The organism is Halorubrum tebenquichense DSM 14210, assembly GCF_000337415.1.
GTDB classification, from domain to species: Archaea; Halobacteriota; Halobacteria; order Halobacteriales; family Haloferacaceae; genus Halorubrum; species Halorubrum tebenquichense.
The window spans coordinates 1-22,963 of record NZ_AOJD01000047.1 but is presented as its reverse complement, the minus strand read 5'-3'; the positions used below and the strand labels follow the sequence as shown (position 1 = coordinate 22,963).

The window sequence follows — 22,963 nt, the reverse complement described above, 5'->3', positions numbered from 1 at the left end:
TCAGATGTCGACGCCGGCCTCGCGCATGAGGTCGACGGTCGCCTCCAGGTCGGACAGCTCCGTCAGGTCGATGTCCGGCACGTCGAGTTCGTCGATCGTCGGGAGATCGCCGATCGGCTCCACGTCGGGGATGAGCGGGTACTCGAACGTCGAGCGCGCAAAGTAGTCCTGCGCCTCCGCGGACAGCAGGTGCCGGACGAAGTTCCCAGCGAGGTCGACGTCCGAAGCGCTGTCGACGATCGCAGCGCCCGCGACGTTGAACACCGCGCCGGCGTCGCCCTCGGTGAAGGCGGTGTCTATCGCCGCGTCCGAGCTGCCGTCGAGGACGCGCTGGATGTAGTAGTGGTTCGTGAACCCGGCGTCGACGGTCCCGTTCGCGATCTCCTCGCAGACCCGGAACTCGTCGTCGTAGGCCGTCGCGCCCGATTCGACGACGGCTTCGAGCCACTCGCGGGTGGTCTCGTCGCCTTCGAGGATCCGCATCGCGGTGACGAACGCCTGACAGGACCCGTACGAGGGGGCCCACGCGAGGTCGCCGTCGAACTCTTCGGGGAACGCCATGATGTCGCTGGGTACGTCGGCGGCGTCGTACTCGTCGCTGTCGTACGGGACCGTCCGAGCGCGCCCGGAGGTACCGATCCACTGGTCGGTCCGGAACTCCTCGCGGACCAGTTCCGCGACGTCGCTCGGGACCGCCTGCGTGCGCCCCTCGTCGGCGAGCGCGCCGAGCGACCCGGCGTTGACGGAGTAGAACACGTCCGCCGGCGACCCCTCGCCCTCGTTGAGGATCGCGTTGACGTGGTCGGTGGAGTCGGCGTACCGGACGGTCAGGTCGAGGTCCGGGTACTGGTCGTCGATGTACCCGACGAGCGGCCCGACGAGGAACTCGTTGCGGCCGGAGTACACCGTCAGTTCGCCCGAGAGGTCGGGCATCTCCGAGACCGGCGTGCCGCCCGGGAGCCCCCGCCCCTCGCGGCCGGAACCGATCTGTCCGATGTTCGACTGCGCGTCGCCGTCGGAGTCATCTGTCGTCCCGCTACAGCCAGCGAGGCCGACCGCGCCGACCGCGGCGGCGCTCGCGAGGAACCGCCTGCGGTTCGGGTTCGTGAGGTCGTGGTTCGTCATGTGTTTTAGGCTTGCCTAAATGGTTTTAGTCGTGTCGGTTCAGTCGTCCGCGACCGCCGGCGTCCGGCTGACCGCGTCGAGGCAGTCGAGCCAGTCGCGCATGTACTCGCCGCAGTGGTTGAGGAACGCGCCGTTGTTCCACTCGTCGAACTCGCCCTCGGCGAGCGCGTCCGCCATCGCGGCGAAGACGGCGGCGTACGAGTCGGCGTCGTCGCCCGCCTCGTCAACCACTTCCCAGACGTGTTCGTTCAGCTCCAGCCCGGCCACCTCGTTCGCGAGGTCGTCGAACGTCGAGCGCGGGGCCTTGTTGTGCTTACACAGCGGGTCGCCGTTGTAGATCCGCTTGCCCAGCACGTCGCAGGCGCGTTTCAGGAACAGCCCCGACCAGATGTCGTCGAACCGGCCCACGTCCCACTCGTTGTCGTCCATCGGGAGCTGGTAGAACGCGGGGATCACCTCCCGGCGGAACGCGAGGTTCATCGAGCAGACGGTGAGGTAGTTCCCGCGCGCGGCGACGAAGTCGCGCTCGAAGTCGTCGGCGCTCGTGCGGGTCTGCGCCTGCCCTTCGAGGTCGCCGTCCATCAGGATCCGAACGGCGTCGAGGTCTGGGACATTGGTCCACAACCCCTGCGAGGCGACGACCTCGCCGGCCTCGACTCCGACCGAGTCCGTCTCGACCGTCTCGTCCATCGCGGCGTAGGGGTAGCCGCGGGGGTAGAGCCCGTGTTCGTCGGCGTTCTGATAGAGGACGTTGACCCAGTCCTCGTCGGAGCTGACGCGCTCGATCTCGCCGCCGAACGCGAGGTTCTCCATGTGACGGCCGAAGTAGTCGACGTCGTCGTGGGGCAGCGTGTCGTCGTCGATGAACACGCCGTAGTCGAACGACTCGTCGGCCCACATGTAGAGGAGGCCGAAGCTCGTCTCGGCGTGGCTCGCGGCCGGAACGACGTGACCGTACGCCGCCGCGCCGTTCGCCTCGTACCACTCCTCGCGGCGGGTCCCGTCGAACACCTCGCCGGAGACGCCCAGGTCGTCGAGCATCGCACGCATCTCGTCGGTCTCACAGAAGTCCTCAGTTACCAGGACGAAGTGGAGCCGCGAGACGTCGAACCCGTGGTCGCGGGCGTTCTCGACGTACGCGCGGACGCACTCGTACTCCCGGATCGTCGGGACGATCACGCAGGTGTCCGGACCGTCGCGGTCCGAGGCGGTCGCATCCATACGAGCTTGTTTTTAGGCTTACCTAAAAGTTTAGCGGTCCGACGCCGACCGCGTCGCGGCCGCGTCCGGTTCCGGCTCCGGTTCGTCCGGGGAGCGGGTGACCGAGAGGTCGAACGCGGCCGCGACGACGCCCCCGCCAGCGAGCGTGACGGCGTTTTTCAGCGCGTGGTCGAGCGCCGCCGCGGCGAGCGCGGTCTCGGCCGGAATCGGGGTGGTCGCGACGACGATTCCGGTGAACGCCGCCTCGTACAGTCCGATCCCGCCTTGCGAGAGCGGCAGCACCTTCGCGAGGTTCCCGGCCGAGACCGCGAGCGTGCCGACGACGAGGAGCGTCGCGGGGTCGACCCCGCCGCCGAATCCGCCGACGAGCGCGGCGAGCACGAGCACCGCGGTCAGGGCGTCGGCCGCCCACACGACGCCGCTCGCGAGCGACACCCGAGCGACCGCCCCGGCGTCGGCGGCGACGACCCGGACGGCGGCACCGAACCGGACGGCGGCGTCGACGACCCCCGAAAGCCGGGATCCGGCCGTGCGCTCGCGGAGGGCCGGACCGAACCGACGGTCGGTGCGAGCGACCGCGACGGCGACGACGGAGAACGCCGCGGCCGCGAACGCGGTCCCGGCGGCGGCCGCGACCGCCCGCCCCGACCCGTCCGGGGGCACGGACCGGCCGCCGGCGAGGAGGGCCGCGAGCGCGGCCCCGCCCAGCGCGCCGAGCGCGACCAGGTCGAAGGCGCGCTCGACCGCCAGCGACGCGACGCCGGTCGGGTACGGCACCTCGCGCCGGCGCTTCAGGAGGTACGCGCGGACCCCGTCGCCCGCCCGCGCGGGGACGATCAGGTTCGCGGTCTGGCTGGCGAACACGGCCGCCGTGAGGAAGCCGGTCCGACAGCGGTGTCCCATGGGCGCGAGAATATCGCCGTACCGCCGGCCCCGGACCGGCCACGACAGCAGGTAGACGACGAGCGCCGCGAGGAGGAGTCGCGGGTCCGCGGCGGCCGCGGCCCCGACGACGGCCCCGACGTCCAGCGTCCGCGCCAGCACCGCGCCGCCGACGGCGAGAACGAGGACCGTCCCCGCGACCGCGATAGAGCCCCGCGGGAGGCGCTCGCGGATTCCGGAAAGTCGCTCGCGGAGCCGAGCGGCGGCGACGCGCGGATTCATCATTTGTTTAGGTCGCCCTAAAGAACATAACGCTGGCGGTTCGGGGAGGCGAGTCTCGGGCCGAGACCGACGGCGTCCCGGCGTAACGCGTTTGCTCGTTGGTGTCGAACGACACGTCATGAACGCGAGCGAAGCGACCGATGGCGACGGGGTTCGAATGTGGCTCGTCGAGCGCACGTACTCCGACGACGAGCAGAACATGGTGATCCTCACGTACGCGACGCCGGACGGCGAGCGCTACTTCCGCAAGGAGCGGGCGCTCACCTCCTTCGCGGACGTGCGCGACACCACGGCCGCCGTCGACGCGCCGCCGTCGAACGTCGGAACCGTCGATGACCCCGACGACCGCAAGCGGTACGCCGCGGAGGCGACGCGGATGGCGGACGCGCACGACCCCGACGACGTGATCTGACGACGGTCGACGCGGATCCGCGAGCGACCCCGCACACCCTTTTCACCGCTCGGGTCCAACAGCCGCTCGATGCGTGCGACCCTCGAAACGCTCGGAATCGCCCTCCTCGTCGGCGCTGTTCAGGCCGCGCTCGGCGTCGTCGGTCTCGCGGGGCTGTTCGCGCTGTCGACTCCGGTGTCCGTCGCCCCGTGGACGCTCGTCACCAGCGTGTACGCGCACGCCTCCGTGAGTCACCTGCTGGCGAACGCCCTCTCGCTGCTGCTCGTCGGTCCCCTCGTCGAGCGGCGGACGACCCGCGTCCGCTTCCACGCGTTCGTCGTGACCACCGGCGCGCTCGCGGGCCTCGCGCAGGTGACCGTCGGCGGCCTGCTCGGTCCCCGGGCCGCCGTCCTCGGACTCAGCGGCGCAGTCTTCGCGCTCGGCGGCTACCTGCTCGCGGGCAACGTCGTGAGCGCGACGCTGTTCGACCGCCTGCGGCTCTCGCCGCGCGTCCAGTTCCTGCTGTTCGGTCTCGTCGCCGTCGCCCTCACCGTCACGACGGCCGCGCCGGGCGTCGCGCTGATAGCGCACGCGACCGGCGCGTTCTGCGGGCTCGCGGCCGGTCGGGTCGGACTCCTCGACGCGCGGTGAAGCCGAGTCCCGCCCCCGCGGCGTCGCCGGCGCAGTCGCTCGGCGGGTGAAAACAAAGAGGGGGTAGAGAAACGCCCTAGCGCTCAGTCTTCCAGAACGATCTCGATGCTGACGTCGTTCGGCACTTGGACGCGCATGAGCTGGCGGAGCGCGCGTTCGTCGGCGTCGATGTCGATCAGACGCTTGTGGACGCGCATCTCCCAGTGCTCCCACGTCGCCGTCCCCTCACCGTCCGGGGACTTTCGCGACGGGATCTCGAGCGTCTTCGTCGGCAGCGGGATCGGGCCCGACAGGGCGACTCCCGTCGAGTCCGCGATCTCGCGGACGTCGTCGCAGATGTCGTCGAGGTCCTCGGGGCTCGTGCCGGCGAGGCGGACGCGTGCCTGCTGCATCGATTATCGCTCGTTGACTTCCAGCACCTTGCCGGCCGCGATGGTCTGACCCATGTCGCGGATGGCGAAGCTGCCGAGTTCCGGAATCTCGCCGGACGGCTCGATGCTGAGCGGCTTCTGCGGGCGCACGGTGACGACCGCGGCGTCGCCGGACTTGATGAAGTCCGGGTTCTCCTCGGCGACCTCACCGGACGAGGGGTCGATCTTCTGATCGATGGACTCGATCGTACAGGCGACCTGCGCCGTGTGGGCGTGGAAGACCGGCGTGTAGCCGGCCGTAATGACCGACGGGTGCTGCATGACGACGACCTGCGCCTGGAACGTCTCGGCGACGCTCGGCGGGTCGTCGGCCGGGCCACAGACGTCACCGCGGCGGATGTCGTCCTTGCCGATGCCGCGGACGTTGAACCCGACGTTGTCACCGGGCTCGGCCTTGGGCACCTCTTCGTGGTGCATCTCGACCGTCTTCACCTCGCCGCCCACGTCGGACGGCTGGAAGGAGACGTTGTCGCCGGTGTTGAGAATCCCGGTCTCGACGCGTCCCACGGGGACGGTCCCGATACCGGAGATGGTGTAGACGTCCTGGATGGGGAGGCGGAGCGGCGCGTCCGTCGGCGGCTCGGCCTCCGGCAGGTCGTTCAGCGCCTCCAGCAGAGTCGGCCCGTCGAACCAGTCGGTGTTCTCGGACTCCTCGGCGACGTTGTCGCCCTCGAACGCCGAGATCGGCACGAACGTGGTGTCGTCGGTCGCGAAGCGGACCTGGTTGAGCAGGTCCTCGACCTCGCCGATGACCTCCTTGTAGGAGGACTCCTGGTAGTCGACCAGGTCCATCTTGTTGACGCCGATGATGAGCTCGTTGATGCCCAGCGTGCGGGCCAGGAACACGTGCTCTCGGGTCTGGGGCGCGACGCCGTCGTCGGCCGCGACGACGAGCACCGCGTTGTCGGCCTGCGAGGCACCCGTGATCATGTTCTTCACGAAGTCACGGTGGCCCGGACAGTCGACGATGGTGAAGTAGTACTCGTCGGTGTCGAACTCCTGATGGGCGATGTCGATCGTGACGCCGCGCTCGCGCTCCTCGGCGAGGTTGTCCATCACGTAGGCGAACTCGAAGCCGCCCTTGCCCTTCTCTTCGGCTTCCTCGCGGTGCTGCTCGATTACGTGCTCGGGGACGCTCCCCGTCTCGAAGAGGAGGCGACCCACGAGCGTACTCTTGCCGTGGTCGACGTGGCCGATGATGGCCAGATTCTGGTGCGGTTTGTCACTCATGGGGTAATCACGCGCTAAGGCGCTCTGTGAGTAAGTTTCGGTTGATTCCACTAAAACGGTTTCGATACGTACCACAGAGTATCGGGCCGCAGTCCGGCGATTCTCGACAACGCGGGGCACGCCACGCCGCCGCACGCGAAGGCCGACCGACCGATAGGGGGGTCGATCGTGGGCGCGATTACTCCAGCCGCCCCACGTCACCGAGGACCGCGCTCGCGGTCTCGGGGCCGCCCGCGCCGCGCCCGGAGATGTTGAGCCGACCGGCGTGAGAGGTCTCTATCTGGACGATGTTCTGGGTCCCGGAGACCGCGAGCGTTCCGTTCTCTGGGACGAGCCGCGGCGCGACGCGGACCGTGTCGCCGGTCGCCTCGCCGATGAGCCGCACCGTCCGCCCGTCCTCGGCCGCGAGCCGGAGCGCCGAGCCGGGCACGTCGCGGATCCCTTCCACGTCCGCGTCCGCGAGCGTGAACTCCCGCGCGTCCGCCGGGTCGTCCGCCGCGCCGAACGAGAGGACGTTCGCGAGGATGACGCACTTCAGCGCCGCGTCGGTCCCGTCCACGTCGAAGGAGGGGTCCGCCTCGGCGACGCCGAGGTCCTGCGCCTCCGCGAGCACGTGGTCGTAGTCGAGCCCCTCCGCGGCCATCCGCGTGAGGATGAAGTTCGCCGTCCCGTTGAGCACGCCGCGGACCGCGGTGACGTGGCCCGGCTCGATGTCCTCGACGGTCGACACCGCCGGAATCGCGCCGCCGACCGTGGCCTCGAACCGGATCTCGCCGTCGCTGTCCGCGACGGCCGCACGCAGGTCGCCGAACCGCTCCGCGACCGGCCCCTTGTTCGCGAGGACGGCGTGGCGGTCGCGCTCCAGCGCGCGGGTCACGTGCGAGAAGCCGGGCTCGGCGTCGTCGAGCGTCGTCGGCGTCGCCTCGACGAGGACGTCGTAGTCCGCCGCGAGCGCGTCGTCCGGGTCGTCGTCGCCGACGATCCCGCGTTCCGCCTTCCGCGCGACGACGGCGTCGGGGTCGACCCCGGTACTCGCGGTCCCGCCTCCGTCCGCGACGACCGCGCTCGACGAGTCGGCGACGGCGACGACCTCGTGGCCGTATTCGCCCGCGAGTTCGACGACGGAGCGCCCGACCGCGCCCGCCCCGATAACGGCGAGTCTCACGCGTCCACCCCCGTGAGCGGCTCGACGACGCGGAGCTCCTTGTCGGCCGCGAGGTCTCGGACGGCCGCGATCGCCGCGTCCGTCTCGCCCGCGCGGGCTTCGAGCCGGAGCCGCGCGCTCGACACCTCCTCGGTCCCCTGCGGGGCCGCCAGCGACACGTCGGCGACCGAGGCCGACTCGCAGGCCTCGATCCGCGAGAGCGTGTCCGAGAGGTCCGTGTCGATGAGGTGGCCGAACAGGAGGATCGTCACCTCCTCGGCGTACCGCTCCGTCCCCGCCTGCATCACGTTCACGCCCTCACTGCGGAGGGCGTCGACGATCCCCTCGAACCGCTCCGCGGTCGCCTCGAAGTCGACCTCGACCGGGATCCGGCCGCGGGGGGTCTTGTTCCCGCGCTCGTGGTAGATCGACAGGAGGTTCCCGCCGTTGTCCGCGATCGGGTGGAGCGCGGCGAGCAGCTGGCCCGGCTCGTCGACGAGCTCCAGCCGGACCGTGTGCGTCGAGGGCGTCGCGGCCGCGTGACCCCCGTCCGGAGACGCGCCCGGGGCCGACGACTCCGGCTCGTCGGACGCGGTCTCGGGGACCCCGTCGCGACCGTCGCTCACGCCGCCACCTCCGCGACCCCATCGCGGGCGGTTCGGTCGCGGTTCGGCGTCCGCGGACACGTTCCTGTCCCCGACGTGGAGCGATCGCTCGGTGGCTCCGCCGCGGCGCGCCAGAGGGGAGTCGTGCCCGTCTGCATACCCGAACGGAGTCGGACGATCCGGTATAAGCCTTCGGCGGGGGCAGGCGTTGCCTCGCCGCCGTGGTTGTCAACGTGCCTCACGGAGTCGGGTGAGCCCGCCTCGAAGGGACGCCCTCACCCACACAGTTATCCGAGACCCGGACCGACGGCTGGGCGTGTGCTACCCTCCACGAGTCCCGTCGAGCGTCGGGACGCGATTCGCCGCACAGAGTTACCGTCAGTCGGGTCGCCGTCCGCCGAACGGGGGTCGTCGATCCACATGAGCGACGGCGGCCTCTCCGTCAACGGCCCGAAGACGCTCAAGGGCGCGGCCGCCGTGCTGCTCATCGGGCTCGCGGTGACCGGGTACGGCGCGTACGACTACACCCAGCAGTCAAACGCCGTGGACGACGCCGTCGAGGTCGACGCGACGATCACCGAACTCGACGTGGAGTCGACGTCGAGCGGTAGCAGCCGGGACGTTGACTATCGACCGACGGTCCGGTTCACCTACGAGTACGAGGGCACCGAGTACGCGGGGACGAACCTGTTCCCGTCGACGATCACGTCCGACTACGACACCGAGTCGGCGGCGCGCGAGGCCCTCGACGGCTACGCCGTCGGCGAGCCCGCCACCGCGTACGTCGACCCGTCGGACCCCGACGGGGCGTTCCTGCGGTCCGAGACGTCGAACGCCCCGCTCGTCGCGGTCGTGACCGGACTGCTGTTCGCGTTCGTCGGCGCGCGGGTGGCGCTCCGGCGCGTCCGCGGCTGACGAGGCCGGCGAGAGGGCGGACCCGTCCTGACGGCGGGGGCGCTTCGGACGGAGGCGTCGAGAGAGAAGCTCGCAGAAGGAAACCGCAGAGCCCGCGGACCGCGTCGCCGACTTAGAAGTAGTCGATCGACTGCGGCAGTTCGAGCTTCATGCCCTTGCGCTCGCGGATCTCCATGATCTTCTCGCGCTGGAGGTTGTCGACGAGGACGCGGAAGCCCGCGTTCTCGGTGTTCCACGAGGCGCGGCCCTCGGTGGCCGAGCGGATGTCGGAGGAGAACCCGATCATCTCCTCGACGGGCGCGATACCCTCGACGACCATGAGGTCGCCTTCCTGGTACATGTCGTCGACGCGGCCGCGGCGGCCCTGGATCTCGCCGGACGCCGCGCCCATGTGCTCGGAGGGCACGTCGATCCGAACGTCTTGGATCGGCTCAAGCAGGCGGACCTCGCCGTCGATCAGCGCGCGGTGGACCGCGTCGCGGACCGCGGGGATGACCTGCGCCGGACCGCGGTGGATGGTGTCCTCGTGGAGCTTCGCGTCGTGGAGGCGGAACAGCGACCCCTGGACCGGCTCGGCGGCCAGCGGGCCGTCGTCGAGCGCCTCCTGAAGCCCCTCCAGGACCAGCTCCATCGTCTCGTTGAGGTGCTGGATACCCTTCGTGTCGTCGATGAGGATGTTCGTCCGGTGGATGTCCTCGACGTTCTGGGAGGTGTCCTTGTCCATGCCGGCGTCCTGTAGCGCTTCGCGGCGCTCCAGTTCGGGCATGTCCATGGAGACCTCGCCGAGCTGGATGGCGTCGACGATCTCCTGGTCAAGCGGCTCGACGGTGATGTAGAACTTGTTGTGGCGGTTCGGCGACTGCCCCTCGACCTCGCGCGAGGACTCCTGGGGCTGCTCGCGGAACACGACGATCGGCTCGCCGGTGATGACCGGGATGCCCTGGTTGTCGCGGATCCGCTGGGTGATCACTTCGAGGTGGAGCTCTCCCTGCCCGCTGATGAGGTGCTCGCCGGTGTCCTCGTTGATCTCGATCTGGATCGTCGGGTCCTCCTTGGCGACCTGCTGGAGCGTCTCGATGAGCTTCGGCAGGTCGTCCATGTTCTGCGCCTCGACGGACTTCGTGATGACCGGCTCGGAGATGTGCTCGATCGACTCGAACGGCGTCATCTCGACGGACGAGACGGTGGAGCCGGCGATGGCGTCACGCAGTCCCGTGACCGAGGCGATGTTCCCGGCCGGGACGCGGTCCACCTCCTCGCGTTCGGATCCCATGAAGAGGCCGACGCTCTGGATGCGGTTCTTGCCCGCCGTCCCCGAGACGTACAGCTCCTGACCCTTCTCCAGCGTGCCGGAGAAGACGCGGCCCGTCGCGATCTCGCCCGCGTGCGGGTCCATCGAGATGTCCGTGACCATGAAGACGACGTCGCCGTCCTCGTCGACGAGCTGCATCCCCTCGGCCAGCTCGGTGTCCGGGTCACCGCGCCAGATGCGCGGAACGCGGCGGGGCTGGGCGTCGACCGGGTTCGGGAAGTGCTCGCAGACCATGTCGAGCACGACGTCCGACAGCGGCGTGCGCTCGTGGAGCTCCTGCCGCTTGTCGTTCTGCTCCAGCTCCATGATGTCGCCGAAGTCCATCCCGGTCCGCTGCATCGAGGGCATCGAGACGCCCCACTTGTACAGCGCGGACCCGAACCCGACCGTGCCGTCCTCGACGGAGACGGTCCAGTCCTCGGGGATGTCGTCCATGTTCTCGGCCATCCCGCGGATGAGCTCGTTGACGTCGGCGATGACCGACATCAGCCGTTCCTGCATCTCCTGGGGCCCCTCCTGGAGCTCCGAGATGAGGCGGTCGACCTTGTTGATGAACAGGGTCGGCTTCACGCCCTCGCGGAGCGCCTGCCGGAGCACCGTCTCCGTCTGCGGCATCGCGCCCTCGACGGCGTCGACGACCACCAGCGCGCCGTCGACCGCGCGCATCGCGCGGGTGACGTCGCCCCCGAAGTCCACGTGGCCCGGGGTGTCGATGAGGTTGACGAGGTGGTTGGTGTCCTCGTACTCGTGGGTCATCGAGACGTTCGCCGCGTCGATGGTGATCCCGCGCTCCTGCTCGTCCTCCTTCGTGTCCATCGCGAGCTGCTCGCCCGCGGTGTCCTCGGAGATCATGCCCGCGCCCGCCAGCAGGTTGTCGGAGAGCGTCGTCTTCCCGTGGTCGACGTGGGCGGCGATGGCGATGTTCCGGATGTTCTCCGGGGAGTCCATCAGCCGCTCACATTCCTGAACGATCTTCTTGCGTCGGCCCATTATACCGAGTGTTACCGAAAGCAGGGTCAAAAGGGTAGTGTTTCGTCGCGGCCGTTTCGCGGGGGAGTACCCCCGATCGCCGCCGATTTCGTGTCGGTCGGTGTCACGGCACGATCGGTGAGCCGGACCGTTCCGCGGCCCCGACTCGACGGTGATCGGAGGAGCCGCCCGAAAGCATCGGGGCGGTTTTAAGTTCCGACTGGGGAAACGGGGACGCATGAACGAGACGCTCTCACGGCTCGTCGACAGCGGCGTCGTCGCGGTGTTGCGCGGGGTCCCGGCCGACCAGCTCATCGGGATCACCGAGGCGCTGCGCGAGGGCGGAGTCACCGCCGTCGAGATCACCGCCGACACGCCGGACGTGGCGGAGAAGCTCGGCGAGGTCGCCGGCTCGTTCGACGACGAGGTCGTCGTCGGGACCGGGACGGTCCTCGACAGCGAGACGGCCCGGACCACGCTGATGGCGGGCGCGGAGTTCGTCGTCTCGCCGAGCCTCCACGAGGACGTGATCAAGACGTGCAACCGGTACGGTGCCGTCACCGCGCCGGGCGTGATGACGCCGACCGAGGCGATCCGCGGCTACGAGGCCGGTGCCGACTTCGTGAAGGTGTTCCCCGCGAAAACCGTCGGCCCGGACCACCTCGGCGCGATGAAGGGGCCCCTCGGACAGATCCCGATGATGCCGACCGGGGGCGTCAGCCCGGACAACGCCGCCGACTACATCGACGCGGGCGCGTTCGCGGTCGGCGCGGGCGGCGCGCTCGTCGACTACGACGCCGCCGAGCGCGGCGACTACGAGGTCATCACCGAGACCGCCCGGGAGTTCACGCGGGTGGTCGAGGAGGCGCGCGGAGGCGACTGAGACCGCTCCCGTCCAGTTTTCAGAGCGCGCGGCGTAGCGTCGACAATGCTCGTCGTACACGCCGCGTTCCCGATCGACCCGGACCGGATCGACGAAGCGCTCGACCACGCCGAGACCCTGGTGGCGGAGTCGAACCGCGAGGAGGGCGTTATCGACTACAGGGCCGCGAGAGACGTCGAAGACGGGGCGACGCTCCGGTTCTTCGAGCGGTACGAGGACGCCGAGGCGTTCGAGTCGCACTCGGGGACCGACCACTTCGAGGCGTTCGAGGCGGCACTCCCCGACCTGCTCGCCGGGGAACCGGAAGTGTGGCAGTTCGAGGTAGAGTCGGCCGCGCAGTTGGACCTCTGAGCCGGGACGCTCCCGAACTCGGGGCGAGTCGCGGGTGGAGGGCGCGTGGCCGGAGAGCGCGCTGCCGGACCCGCACGGCCCCCGCGGCGGACCGACCCGGCGCTCACATGAAGTCCGCGATGCCGGACTGCTTGTTCGTGTCGTCCTCGAAGATCGACTCCAGCGACTGGTCTAACACCTTCAGCCGCTGTTTCGTGTAGGGCCGGCAGCCGAACCGCTCGGCCACCTCAATGGCGGTGTCGACGTACTTGCTCACCGACCCCTCGTGGACGGTGAGGTTCACCCGCCCGCCGCACTCCCGGCACTCGCCCGTCAGGGGCATCCGGCGGTACTTCTCGCCGCAGTCGAGACAGCGCGTCTCCTGCCGCGAGAACGCCCGGAGGTTCCCGATGATGTCCGGCAGGAAGTGGTACTCGATCACCCGCTCGGCCACGTCCGTCTCGTCAACCGCGCGGAGCTTCCGGGCCAGCTCCAGCTGCGCGTCCATCTTCTCCATCATGTCGCCGAGCGTCTTGTACGCCGACAGGTCCGGTCCCATCGCGATGTCCGTCGTGTCGTGGGTGTGGTCGAACCCGTGGTACTCGTCGTCGGTCCCGAGCGTGTCCTCGCCGATCTGGATCAGGTCTTCTACCTCCTCCGGGTCGGCCAGCTCCCGCGAGGCCTCGTACAGCTCCACCGGGTACTCCCGGACGATGTCGACGTTGTGCGCCTCGTCGTCGATCTCGGAGGGGTCGATCCGAGAGGACATCACGAGCGGCGCGTCCATCCGCCCGCCGCGCTGGTCGGGGAGAAATTCTTTCGAGAAGTTGAGAAGTCCGTCCATGAGGAGCATTACGCAGTCCTCGTCGCCGTCGCAGTTCCGCCGTTTCGCGGCGTGAAAGTACGGATGAGCGTATCCGACGGCGGCCGACGTGAAACCTACGACTCTGCCGACAGTCGCCGCGCTCGTGTGGGGTGCCATCCCGAAGACGAGTTCGCCGACGAGGTCGTCGCGCTCGTTCACCTCGTAGAAGCGGTCGAGCCCGTAGAACTGCTCCAAGAGGTCGTCGACGAAGTCCGCGGTCTTCAGCATGTGCTCGGCCGCGCCGTCCGAGAGGACGATGTCCTGGACGCGCAGTTCGACCACTTGGTCGTCGTGGCGCAGCGGCTCGCCGTCGACGTCCGTCTCGTAGCCGAGTTCGCGGAAGTGGTCCGCGGTGACGTCGAGCTCCTCGGGCTTGACCGCCGTCACCGGGAGGTCGGTCATGTCGTACCGGACCGTGCCGTCCTTGAACGAGGTGACGCCGTTCTTCGCGCGGAGGACGCCCTTCTCGATCGGCTCGGGAGTCTTGTTCCGCGAGGTCAGCCCCTGAACGCCCTTCAGGATCTCGAAGGCCGACTCGCGCTCGCCGACGGTCTCCAGCGCGGAGCGGTACGCGTCGTTGACGTCGACCTCCTGGTAGGTCGCGGCGGTCACCTCCCACTCGCAGTTCGGGCACTCGACGCGGCCGGCCTCGTCCGGCTCGCAGACGGTGCCGCAGTCGTTACACTCGTAGTGCGGCTCCGTGTGCGTCTCGCAGTCGGGACACAGGGCGGCGTAGGTGTGCTCGCCGCAGTTGGGGCAGACCCGGTCGGAAACCTCCAGGTCGTGTCGCCCGCGGTGCCCGGTGTCGTCCATCACGTTCGCGGCCTCGGCGACGTCGCGCTGGGGGCCGCCCGCCTCGTTGATCGGGAACAGGGTGTGGACCGCGGGCGAGAGGTCGCGGCTCTCCGACTTCTCCGGGCGGCCCATCCGGTTGCCGATCCGGGTCGGCGCGCGCTCGCGCACCTCGAAGGGGGCGACCTCGTTGACGGCGCGGATCGCGTTCTCGCCGTCGGCGTACTCGCGGGCGGCGTCCGAGAGGTCCGCCTCGTCCCACTCCTTCCGCAGTCCGTCGTCGACCCCGAGCGAACGCGCGAGCGGCCGCCACGTCGGGATCCGGAGCGCGTCCGGGGTCGCCGCGTGTTCGACGAGCAGCGACTCCAGCGCGTCCTGAACCGGGTCGGTGCGCTCGACGGCGAGGACGCCCTCGACGACGTCGCCCGCGGCGACCGCGTCGGCGAGCGCCTCGAACGCGTCGACCGACACGTCGTGCCAGAGGTAGGTGTACTCGGGGTGGAGCGGGCAGTCGTGTTCGCGCGCCCACGAGAGCGCCTCGTCGACGCCGGGGTGTTCGAGGTCGACGTGGGGGTCGTCGCGCAGCGCCGCCACGTCCGCGCCGGCCGCCTCGAACTCCTGGACCCACCACTCGGGGGCGTACGACGCGGGCGCGAGCGGGTGGTTGTTCTCGATGAACTCGCCGTAGTTGACGAGGTACTCGCCGAGGTCGAGCACCTTCTCGATCCCGTTGCGGATCTCCTTGGCCTCCTCGGGGTCGTCGATCCGCCGGACCTCGCCGTTCGCGAGCCGGACCGTCGGGCCCTCGATGGAGTCGACCGGAACGACGCCGTGGGCCTTCCCGGGGCGCTCGGTCTTGATCTGCGTGCCGGCGGCGAGGAAGTCGTCGACGATGTGCATCGTCGCGGGGTGGACGCCGCCGGTCGCGAACCCGTGGTTTCGCGCGCGACCGTACCGGAGCCGGAACCCGCCCGCCTCGCTCGGATGGGTGAACACGGGGCGGCCCGCGATGAGGTCGCGGAGGAACTTCTGTGAGGGGTCGGCCCGGACCGACCCGGCCGGCTCGTCCGCGCTCGAGCTGTCTCCCTCGCCGTCACTTCCGGCGTCGTCCGCGTCGCCCTCGCCCTCGCCGCCTTCGTCCGCGTCGTCGTCCGCCGCCCCGTCGCCGTCGCCCGCCCCGTCCTTCCCGATCGTGCCGTCGATCAGGTCCTGGAGCCACGGCCAGTCGACCTCGTCGAGGTTGCGGGTGTACCGCTGGATCTTCGGAGCCTTCAGCGCGATCCCCTCGGCGGCGACGAGGCACATCCCGCCGCGCGCGGAGTTGGTATCGACGCGTTCCAGATCGCGGAACCCGGAGACCTCCTCGTCGCTCGTCGCCTCCCCGTCGAGCATGACCGGGATGTGCTTGGCGATGAACTTCGACTCCTTGTCCTTCGGCGTGTACTGAAGCCCCGTGTCTTTGTCGTAGAGGGCGATCTCCTCGGCGTAGCGCTCGACCTCGATGTCGCGGGGCTTGTACTCGTCGACGCCGAGCAGCGCCCGTGCGTAGTCGGCGACGAGCACGGAGAGCGCCTGCGCGGTCCCGCCCGCCGAGCGGATCGGGCCGGCGTAGTAGACGTTGACGAACTCGGTGCCGTCGTCGTTCTCCAACAGCTCCACGCGGTCGATCCCCTCGATCGGCGCGGCGACGACCCCCTCGGTCAGGAGGGCGACCGCGGTCCGGACGGCCCCCTCGATCTTCCCCTCGCGGGAGTCGTAGTCGCCGACGTTGCCGTCGACGAAGTCGGTGACCAGTTCCAGGGCCGCCTCCTCGCGGGACATCTCGCCCTCGAGGTCGCGGACGCGCTCGGCGACGCCGTCGATCCCGAGGATGTTCTCGACGCGGTCGGCCATGTCGCGGGCGACCGGGATCTCGATCTCCGGCTCCGGGTCCCGACCCTGCTCTTTGGCCGCCTCCGCCACGTCCCACGCCTCGTCGAGGCGCTCCTCGATCTGCGCGAAGTAGCGCTCGTCGTCCGGTCTCATCGAGCGTCGGTCGCGGGGGCCGCGCGGTGCGCGCTCCGGGTCACAGCCACAGGTCCAGGTCCGTGGCCTCGTCGTGCGAGCGCTCCAGCGGCTCGGCGAACGCGCGCAGGTGGCACTCGCCGGCCCAGACGGTCGCGGAGTCGAGGTGCCCCGCGAGCGCCTGCCCGCTCGGGCGCGAGAGCACGGCGTGGGTGTGCGCGAACACGTCGCCCTCCAGCAGCGAGACGTTGCCCACGCAGGCCGCCACCTCCAGCGGCTCGTCGAAGGTGACCGACCGGTACTCGGTGTCCTCCTGGTCGTAGAACCAGACGTCCGCGTCCTGAACCGCGCCGAGCGCCGTGAACCAGCCGGCCTCGACGTCCTCCTCGCGGGCCAGCGACTCGATCTCCTCGCGCCAGTCAGCCCCCGTCTCGAACCGCGCGACGTACTCCGCCGTGGGTTCGACCTCGCGATGGTACATAGGGCGTCTCAACGAGTGCCGGGGGCAAAAAGGCTTCAATCGGTCTCGTTTCGGGCAGAGACCTGTTAAGTTGCGAACGACACGAAACGTTCACGACTTCTTTTTCTCACAACGGATGTCTAACAAAACGTGAGGAGATATGCCAAATTCCAGTCGGTTACATAGAAACCCGCTCTTGTACCCGATTCGATATCGGTTCCATTGCGAGAAATAAGTCGTAGCCTATCCAATACCGGATCGACTACAAATAATTATTCTTGTTCAGAATATGAGTTATCTAACAACTAAGGCGGCCAGAAACATCCTCTCGCAAGCAAATTGTTTGTACCCACGCGTTCCCAACTGGGGGAACATTTATACTGGCAGCAGCCCGTACATAGAGATATGAGTCAGGGCTCGTACGACGATACCATCAAATTCCGCGCGGGCGCGCTGAAAGAGGCGGCTGGCGAGCTCGATGCGATCCATCTCGGTGGGATCAATATCAGCGAACTCGCCCGAGCGGGGCTTGCAGATATGCTCCGTCGGACCATGACTGACGAGGACAAAATCACCCTCTATGAACGCTACAAGGCAGGTGAGATCTCCGAGGAGGCTACTCGCCTGCTGCTTGGCGAGGAGTTCGACCTCCTCCAGGAAGATATCGAGGAGTTCGCCGCGGCAGCCGAGGATGATACCAGCCAATATCTTGTTTGAATGGCGACTGATGAACCGCAATATCCGATTCTCGTCGATACTGACGCCCTGATCGCCGTCGGGAACAGCTCACTGTGGGATCGTATTACTGAGAACATCGGACTCACGACCACGAACGTCTGCCAGCAGGAGCTAAAGCGCCATCACGAGCAGAACCGCTCTCACGCTCCAGAAGGAAGTCGCTCGTATCGCCTTCACCACGGTAGTACGCGTGTTCTTGATGCGCTTGAGGATACAGAGACACCATTGACACGTGTCACGAGTGTCCCTCGGCCGCATGGGGCTGATGCCGGTGAGCAATCGCTGGAACAGCATCTCGTGCAGCATCCAAAGGCGGTCGATTACGTAGTGTTGATGGACGCTCACGGCCGCCGTTCGATCCGTCGAGAGATTCAGAACCGCGACCTCGAGGCGCGTGTAGTGCCACCGACTTTTCTCTTCTACATTCTCTACGATAACGATCTTATCTCGCGAACAGCGTTTTGTGAAACGTGTGCTGAACTTCTCAAAAGTGAAGGGTGGACAGGCTATCACGCCGTCGATGCTGCGTGGGAGGGGATTCCAGTCGACTGCTCAGACGTCATTGACTCGGATCTCCTTCCACCTTCATGATTATAATGGAGATTGGAGCTGCGGTCTCTATAACTCCCACCGAGATCCTGCTGAACCGCTTCGAGTAGGTCAAAGACCCGCTCTACGATTACTCCGCACTCACTCCTTTGACCAGCCGCGAACCGTCGCCGAGATCGCCGACCGAAGCGATAACTATCGGAATACGGTCAACCGTGTCCTCAAGCGATTCCGCGACCGTGGTCTTGTCGGGACGGACGCCGGCCGCGACGACGATATCGAGACATGAACATGCTGGTGTAGGCTGGCCTCGACTACGATGTCGTCGAGGCGGAACTCGAAGCCCAGATCGACCGGCTCGGCGACGATCAGTTCGCAACGTTCGCGAACGAAGCCCTGGTCGAACTCGAGGAGCGGTACGGGGTGACCACGCCCATCGAGGACCAAGTTCAAGAACTGACGGGGCAGTACTACCGTGGGCCCGAAGTCCTCCAAGCACTCGATGAACCGATTGAAAAATCGCCTGATGAGAGCGCTCTACGCCGAAGAGACGAAGAATCTCTTGTGTTTCTCTGAGAGAACAACCGGTCGCGTGGAGTCGGACGGCGAACGCCCTGACGGGCGTCGCCGTCCGCTCACGCTCCCAACATTCAACATTCGCCGTCTCAAGCGTCTCAGTGAGCAGTTCTTGGTTGAGCATAGACACCAAAACCAACGAATTGCTCACTTCTCAAACTGGCTTAACTTGACAGTGCCCATTGTTGAAATATGTTGTATATAATAGGTTTTGACTCGGTGCTGGTCAATATGTAGAATAGTCTATGAGCCTATTGCTCCTCCAGACAGAATCCATAGAACCAACGCGATCACCCCAGCTACAATAGCTATAACGGTATTTTCTTCAGAGGTATTTATCCCAGGGGCATCATCTATGAGGCCTTCTCTTTGATCAACTATATCAGTAAGCGGATCTATCAAGGCATCCTCAAATTCAGAGTATACCGGATTTGGCGGGAGTTCACAGTTATTTACACACACATCAACGATCTCGGAACCGAGATAAATACAGTTATTCTCTGGATTGAACCCAAACCAGATGTCATATCCAAAGAAGGTTGACCCTAGTGGTGTCGTTACGTTAAGTCCATTAATAGTAGCACCAACAAGTGGAGTTCCTGAACCAGTACAGGACTTTGTATAGAACTTTGGTGAAAGACCACTTGTTTCAACACAGAATTCCGCCCATTCGACGTTCAAATTACTGATCGAATCACACGTTTCCTCGGGCGGCTGTTCAAACTCAGGATCATCCCACCAATCCGGTGTATCACCTCCTCCACCGTCTATTGGTTCGTTATTTGCGTCAGGAGAGATTTGGCTGTCATCTTCTGTATTATCTTTATGATCATGCGTGGGAGGCAGAGATTCTTCCTCCACCTTTTTTTTCTTCCTTTATTTTGTTATTATTTATAGAGAATTCTGTTTGGTTTATTTCCCCATCAACCCAGAATTCCAAGTTGCCACTATCCCACTGAACATCCCAAACAGATCCCTGTGATGGCTCAGTTATTTGTTTGATTTCATCTGCTTTTTCATCAATATTACTAATTCCAAATGCGATGAATAGGCACCGTCGGTCATCTTCAATTGAGAGAAACGCTATAACTTCATCAGATTCGTTCGGGTAACAATCTATGGCACGCTTCTGAGTCCCGCCATTATCGTCTTCCGCAGCTCCAGTGGTACTTATAAGTGTTGTCATGCCCACAGCACCTGCTCCACCACCGACACGCCTGAGGAAATCACGCTTATTAATTTCCATACTAACCATACATACTACTAACATATAATTCTATGCCACGAAGATAATATAATACTCGCAGGTCTAATTCGAACTATATCTATGTCTAAACTATAGATTAGTATTAATATAGTAGAGAATATTATATCTAAATCATCTAGTTTTATAAAGTATTTTAAAATATCCCGTTCAAAAACGATATATTAGTTCATATTATACTAATCGCCGGAATAGAGTACTGGGATTGTGGATAAATTCTCACACATTCAAAGAGAGTTAGTAAAACGCTCCACAGAATACTGTTCTAATAGGAAGTTCAGCTAAAATTAAACGATCGATTAACTATCTGGTCCTATTGTCTGATATGCTTGACTCCCACGAACAATACCCAATATTGTGATGAGAGTATAGAGAATCGTGAGAGCTACTATACCATGATCTAGATAGTGGAGAATAGTGAATAGAAGAGCAATTATTCCGACTATTATCATAATGATAGAATATATTTTCCTCATTTCTAATAGTAAGAACACACCAGCCCCAGCAATTAATGAAAAAAGAGTTCCCAATACATATTCGTTGAGTCCGACGAAGACAAGAACTGATCCAATAAAACCAAAAATAACGAGTCCGAGTCTTGAGAGGTTCATCCGCAATTCCGGGCTAATCATAGCCGGAATATAATGTCTATATACAAAAATATTTTGGTCTTATTCTACTAGGCTTCAAGCAAATATTACTAACTTTTAATTCTGTTAAAACCTACAGTCTATGATAGAGTTCAACAGAATTAACTATTTACTATCAGGGTCGTGATCGTTGTTATACGGTGGTATCGGGCTATTGTCTTGGTCGGGTTCTGGGGGATATTGTATGATACGCCATAACCAGAAGTCCTTATGATCGATCTGTTCGAGTGGCTCAACTGACTGCTGTCGGAGGGCCTCTTTAACCGGTTCTGGATAGCTTGAAAAAGGTAGTATCATATCTTCTCCTCGCGCCTCGAACTTCGTCAGTAAGTTATCCACGCGAACGTCACTCTCAAGTACCCAATCTAACCACTCAGCTTCGTCACCAACCTGTTGAGCGTATCTGTCTGATAAATTGTTGTAGTTATCAATCGCGTTAACATATTCTGTATATGCGTCATCTAATCCTAATTCTACCATCCCCCAGTAACAGATCTCTCCAACTGGTGTGAGTTTGTTGGTGAAGCTCGTTCCAATATCTGAAACAGCTTCTGCCTTGATCAATCCCAGATTGCGAGCCTCTTCGACCCGGTTCGACACTGTATCATGGCTTACTGCTACTTGAGATACTATTTTTTTGAATCGGGCATTCTCAGGACCAATTGCGAGAATCAACCCAATTGCGCCATCTCTCTTAAAAAATTCCGCGATTTGATTGGTCATCAGGTAGGTCGTAGAGGGACATCAACTAAGATTTTGAGTCTACTCAGAATCTGAGTTATATCTGGTTTGGAATTGGCTCACCAGCTGAGGGGTATCAGAGATGGAGTCTACTCAGCGAATTCTACTTATTTGGCAGCCAGACCTCGCGTCATACATGAATTCGTTTCCGGAAACGACACCCATACACTTTACTCAGATTCTGAGCTACTATTCAACAAAATAATATTTTGTTATGAATCTCTCAGATACCTCCTCCTCCCCGGTCACAGGCCTTGGAAAGCAAGCAGATGAGATCATCGACGAAGAGACAGAATGGATAGATCTCATTGATAAGTGTGACACCGACCGATTTGAACGACGAGACAGGTATCCAGATTGGCACACTGCCACACCGTTTCCACGGATGTTTCTCGCATACGTGTGGGCGAAAGCCGAGGATATCTCCTTGACGACGATCCCGGACCAACTTGAAGCAAATCCAGAGTTGGCCACTGCTATGGGTTTTGACCTCGACAATCTTCCCTCAGAAAGCACGTTCAAGCCAACGCGATTAGATGAAGGACGATTCGAGGAACTTCAGTCACCCGTTGAACGGGGAGTGAAAGAGATTCGAGCACTTGCAGCTGAACGGGGCGCACCGATCGGGAATGATCTTCTCAAAACNACCCGTTGAACGGGGAGTGAAAGAGATTCGAGCACTTGCAGCTGAACGGGGCGCACCGATCGGGAATGATCTTCTCAAAACAGCGGACGGCGAGGACGAACAGTCGCTGTCTAATCGAACCGTCCAACGCCTGTTACGGAAGAAGGGCCACGAGGTGCTTGATGAGTTGAAATCTGTAGCCATCCCCTCAATCTCACTCCCTCGGCCGGATGACGCGATCTACGACGACGATGAGTTACTCGTCTTAGAAGCAATCGCGTCGATCAAACAGCAGGCGGCACACAATTCGGGCCAGAAGTTGGGCGACATGAAAAATCCAGATCCCGCTGTTGATGACCCGTTCTACGAGGATGGGCCATCTGGTGAGACGCTATTGGAAGCGCTCAAGCAGATGTCTGTCGAGGAGATCGCGACTGTGCTGAATTTTGCTCTCCGAAAAACATACACACGCGCGAAGCCCCGAATTAGGGAGCTCGAACACGGGAACGGCTCACGGTTTGGGACTCGGGCGAAAGTCGCACTGGATATGACGTACGTTGCCTACTATGGTGATCGTGACGAGATGGAATGGGTACAGGGCGCACCGGAGGGAAAAGAGTACAGTTGGTGTCACAAGTTTGCGACGGTCGTGGTCGTCGGCGAGAACACCCACTACGTCGTTGGGGTGTGTCCGCTCGGGAGTACGGATTACGCTGCGACAGACGCCTATCCGGGTAAGGATAGTTCCTACTACGTCGGGGATGTTGCACGGCGACTTCTCTCGATCGCCGAAGATTATGTCGACATCAGGATGGTGTATGCCGATCGTGAATTTCACGCTGTAGACGTCCTTCAGACGCTTATTAACAAGCGGTTGGATTACGTAATCCCTGCCAAGAAAGATCAACATCGGATTGGACCGATNTTATTAACAAGCGGTTGGATTACGTAATCCCTGCCAAGAAAGATCAACATCGGATTGGACCGATGTGTGACCAGTTTGACCAACTGAAGCAGGGGTATCACGAACCGAACGACACCCCGCTGTATGTCGAGGAGGATTTCGTCATGCACGGTACAGTGAAGAACGGCGTCTCAAACCACGCAGTACATACGAACGTCGTCGTGTTACCCCCCGCAGAAGATGATGATGTCCATGAAGAGGGATCGCCACAGCCCTTCATTACGAGTCTTGACGCGAGTGACGAGGTCGCATTAGACCGGCGCTGGACGAAACAGCAGATCGAACAGTACAGTGACCGCGGAGCGATCGAGAACTCATACTCGTCGATCAAGAACGCAGCAGCGTGGACTACCTCGAAGGAGTT

General features: G+C 63.7%; 22 protein-coding genes and 3 pseudogenes. 9 read left to right on the top strand and 16 right to left on the bottom strand.

Features of this window, described 5'->3' with window-relative positions; all coding sequences use genetic code 11:
* Genes C472_RS08145 through C472_RS08135 form a run of 3 tightly spaced genes read right to left on the bottom strand, consistent with a single transcriptional unit; the run spans position 1 to position 3,510 of the window.
* Positions 1 to 1,125, bottom strand: coding sequence for an extracellular solute-binding protein (locus C472_RS08145; RefSeq protein ID WP_006629340.1), 1,125 nt, complete (start codon positions 1,123 to 1,125; stop codon positions 1 to 3).
* A 39-nt stretch (positions 1,126 to 1,164) separates the two neighbouring features.
* A complete protein-coding gene (locus tag C472_RS08140; RefSeq protein WP_006629339.1) occupies positions 1,165 to 2,346 on the bottom strand; it encodes a hypothetical protein in 1,182 nt (393 codons plus the stop codon).
* A gap of 30 nt (positions 2,347 to 2,376) precedes the next feature.
* Positions 2,377 to 3,510 (bottom strand): lysylphosphatidylglycerol synthase transmembrane domain-containing protein, encoded by a 1,134-nt coding sequence (locus C472_RS08135; protein ID WP_049906462.1) that lies wholly within the window; start codon positions 3,508 to 3,510, stop codon positions 2,377 to 2,379.
* Between the two features lie 118 nt (positions 3,511 to 3,628).
* Between C472_RS08135 and C472_RS08130 the strand changes: the two genes are divergently transcribed.
* Both C472_RS08130 and C472_RS08125 read left to right on the top strand, forming a co-directional pair.
* The gene (locus C472_RS08130) at positions 3,629 to 3,922 is read left to right on the top strand and encodes a hypothetical protein (protein WP_006629337.1); all 294 of its coding nucleotides are present in this window, start codon (positions 3,629 to 3,631) and stop codon (positions 3,920 to 3,922) included.
* A gap of 69 nt (positions 3,923 to 3,991) precedes the next feature.
* On the top strand, positions 3,992 to 4,552 hold the full coding sequence (locus C472_RS08125; RefSeq protein ID WP_006629336.1) for a rhomboid family intramembrane serine protease: 561 nt from the start codon (positions 3,992 to 3,994) through the stop codon (positions 4,550 to 4,552).
* An 83-nt stretch (positions 4,553 to 4,635) separates the two neighbouring features.
* On the opposite strand, the gene rpsJ is transcribed toward C472_RS08125, so the two are convergent.
* The 5 genes from rpsJ to C472_RS17280 form a co-directional block, all read right to left on the bottom strand.
* Positions 4,636 to 4,944, bottom strand: a complete 309-nt coding sequence (gene rpsJ / locus C472_RS08120) for a 30S ribosomal protein S10 (RefSeq protein WP_004048854.1) — start codon at positions 4,942 to 4,944, stop codon at positions 4,636 to 4,638.
* A gap of 3 nt (positions 4,945 to 4,947) precedes the next feature.
* The gene (tuf, locus tag C472_RS08115; RefSeq protein ID WP_006629335.1) at positions 4,948 to 6,213 is read right to left on the bottom strand and encodes a translation elongation factor EF-1 subunit alpha; all 1,266 of its coding nucleotides are present in this window, start codon (positions 6,211 to 6,213) and stop codon (positions 4,948 to 4,950) included.
* Positions 6,214 to 6,391: 178 nt separating this feature from the next.
* Positions 6,392 to 7,378 carry a homoserine dehydrogenase gene (locus tag C472_RS08110; RefSeq protein WP_006629334.1) on the bottom strand — a complete coding sequence of 329 codons (987 nt, stop codon included), beginning with the start codon at positions 7,376 to 7,378 and terminating at the stop codon, positions 6,392 to 6,394.
* Complete coding sequence (locus C472_RS08105) at positions 7,375 to 7,983, bottom strand: hypothetical protein (protein ID WP_006629333.1); 609 nt, start codon at positions 7,981 to 7,983, stop codon at positions 7,375 to 7,377. The genes C472_RS08110 and C472_RS08105 overlap by 4 nt, the downstream gene beginning before the upstream one ends.
* Positions 7,980 to 8,120: a hypothetical protein gene (locus tag C472_RS17280; protein WP_161612625.1), complete on the bottom strand. Its 141-nt coding sequence runs from the start codon at positions 8,118 to 8,120 to the stop codon at positions 7,980 to 7,982. The genes C472_RS08105 and C472_RS17280 overlap by 4 nt, the downstream gene beginning before the upstream one ends.
* Positions 8,121 to 8,382: 262 nt before the next feature.
* Here C472_RS17280 and C472_RS08100 point away from each other — a divergent pair, with 262 nt between their 5' ends.
* Positions 8,383 to 8,877 (top strand): DUF3592 domain-containing protein, encoded by a 495-nt coding sequence (locus C472_RS08100; protein WP_006629332.1) that lies wholly within the window; start codon positions 8,383 to 8,385, stop codon positions 8,875 to 8,877.
* Positions 8,878 to 8,989: 112 nt separating this feature from the next.
* Here the strand turns inward: C472_RS08100 and C472_RS08095 are convergent, their stop codons facing one another.
* A complete protein-coding gene (locus tag C472_RS08095) occupies positions 8,990 to 11,179 on the bottom strand; it encodes an elongation factor EF-2 (RefSeq protein ID WP_006629331.1) in 2,190 nt (729 codons plus the stop codon).
* Between the two features lie 217 nt (positions 11,180 to 11,396).
* Between C472_RS08095 and C472_RS08090 the strand changes: the two genes are divergently transcribed.
* Together C472_RS08090 and C472_RS08085 are read left to right on the top strand one after the other, a co-directional pair.
* Positions 11,397 to 12,041, top strand: coding sequence for a bifunctional 4-hydroxy-2-oxoglutarate aldolase/2-dehydro-3-deoxy-phosphogluconate aldolase (locus C472_RS08090; RefSeq protein WP_006629330.1), 645 nt, complete (start codon positions 11,397 to 11,399; stop codon positions 12,039 to 12,041).
* Positions 12,042 to 12,086: 45 nt separating this feature from the next.
* Positions 12,087 to 12,392 (top strand): putative quinol monooxygenase, encoded by a 306-nt coding sequence (locus C472_RS08085; RefSeq protein WP_006629329.1) that lies wholly within the window; start codon positions 12,087 to 12,089, stop codon positions 12,390 to 12,392.
* Positions 12,393 to 12,495: 103 nt separating this feature from the next.
* On the opposite strand, the gene C472_RS08080 is transcribed toward C472_RS08085, so the two are convergent.
* On the bottom strand, positions 12,496 to 16,053 hold the full coding sequence (locus tag C472_RS08080) for a DNA polymerase II large subunit (RefSeq protein WP_006629328.1): 3,558 nt from the start codon (positions 16,051 to 16,053) through the stop codon (positions 12,496 to 12,498).
* Positions 16,054 to 16,093: 40 nt separating this feature from the next.
* Positions 16,094 to 16,513 (bottom strand): PPC domain-containing DNA-binding protein, encoded by a 420-nt coding sequence (locus C472_RS08075; protein WP_006629327.1) that lies wholly within the window; start codon positions 16,511 to 16,513, stop codon positions 16,094 to 16,096.
* Positions 16,514 to 16,897: 384 nt separating this feature from the next.
* Here C472_RS08075 and C472_RS08070 point away from each other — a divergent pair, with 384 nt between their 5' ends.
* From C472_RS08070 to C472_RS18130, 3 genes and pseudogenes are all read left to right on the top strand, one after another.
* Positions 16,898 to 17,209, top strand: coding sequence for a hypothetical protein (locus C472_RS08070; protein WP_006629326.1), 312 nt, complete (start codon positions 16,898 to 16,900; stop codon positions 17,207 to 17,209).
* Positions 17,210 to 17,821, top strand: a complete 612-nt coding sequence (locus C472_RS16335; protein WP_082238247.1) for a hypothetical protein — start codon at positions 17,210 to 17,212, stop codon at positions 17,819 to 17,821.
* 109 nt (positions 17,822 to 17,930) lie between these two features.
* A pseudogene (locus C472_RS18130) lies at positions 17,931 to 18,047 on the top strand (transcriptional regulator TrmB); the annotation flags it as partial.
* Positions 18,048 to 18,271: 224 nt separating this feature from the next.
* On the opposite strand, the pseudogene C472_RS16325 reads toward C472_RS18130, so the two are convergent.
* From C472_RS16325 to C472_RS16975, 5 genes and pseudogenes are all read right to left on the bottom strand, one after another.
* Positions 18,272 to 18,479, bottom strand: a pseudogene (locus tag C472_RS16325) (IS6 family transposase); the annotation flags it as partial.
* A gap of 119 nt (positions 18,480 to 18,598) precedes the next feature.
* The gene (locus C472_RS16985; protein ID WP_152420623.1) at positions 18,599 to 19,216 is read right to left on the bottom strand and encodes a hypothetical protein; all 618 of its coding nucleotides are present in this window, start codon (positions 19,214 to 19,216) and stop codon (positions 18,599 to 18,601) included.
* Positions 19,185 to 19,601 carry a hypothetical protein gene (locus C472_RS16980; protein WP_152420622.1) on the bottom strand — a complete coding sequence of 139 codons (417 nt, stop codon included), beginning with the start codon at positions 19,599 to 19,601 and terminating at the stop codon, positions 19,185 to 19,187. The genes C472_RS16985 and C472_RS16980 overlap by 32 nt, the downstream gene beginning before the upstream one ends.
* 317 nt (positions 19,602 to 19,918) lie before the next feature.
* Positions 19,919 to 20,251, bottom strand: coding sequence for a hypothetical protein (locus C472_RS16320; RefSeq protein ID WP_082238246.1), 333 nt, complete (start codon positions 20,249 to 20,251; stop codon positions 19,919 to 19,921).
* A 123-nt stretch (positions 20,252 to 20,374) separates the two neighbouring features.
* Positions 20,375 to 20,992 (bottom strand): hypothetical protein, encoded by a 618-nt coding sequence (locus tag C472_RS16975; RefSeq protein ID WP_152420621.1) that lies wholly within the window; start codon positions 20,990 to 20,992, stop codon positions 20,375 to 20,377.
* Positions 20,993 to 22,622: 1,630 nt separating this feature from the next.
* On the opposite strand from C472_RS16975, the pseudogene C472_RS17790 reads away from it, so the two are divergent.
* Positions 22,623 to 22,963, top strand: a pseudogene (locus C472_RS17790) (transposase); the annotation flags it as partial.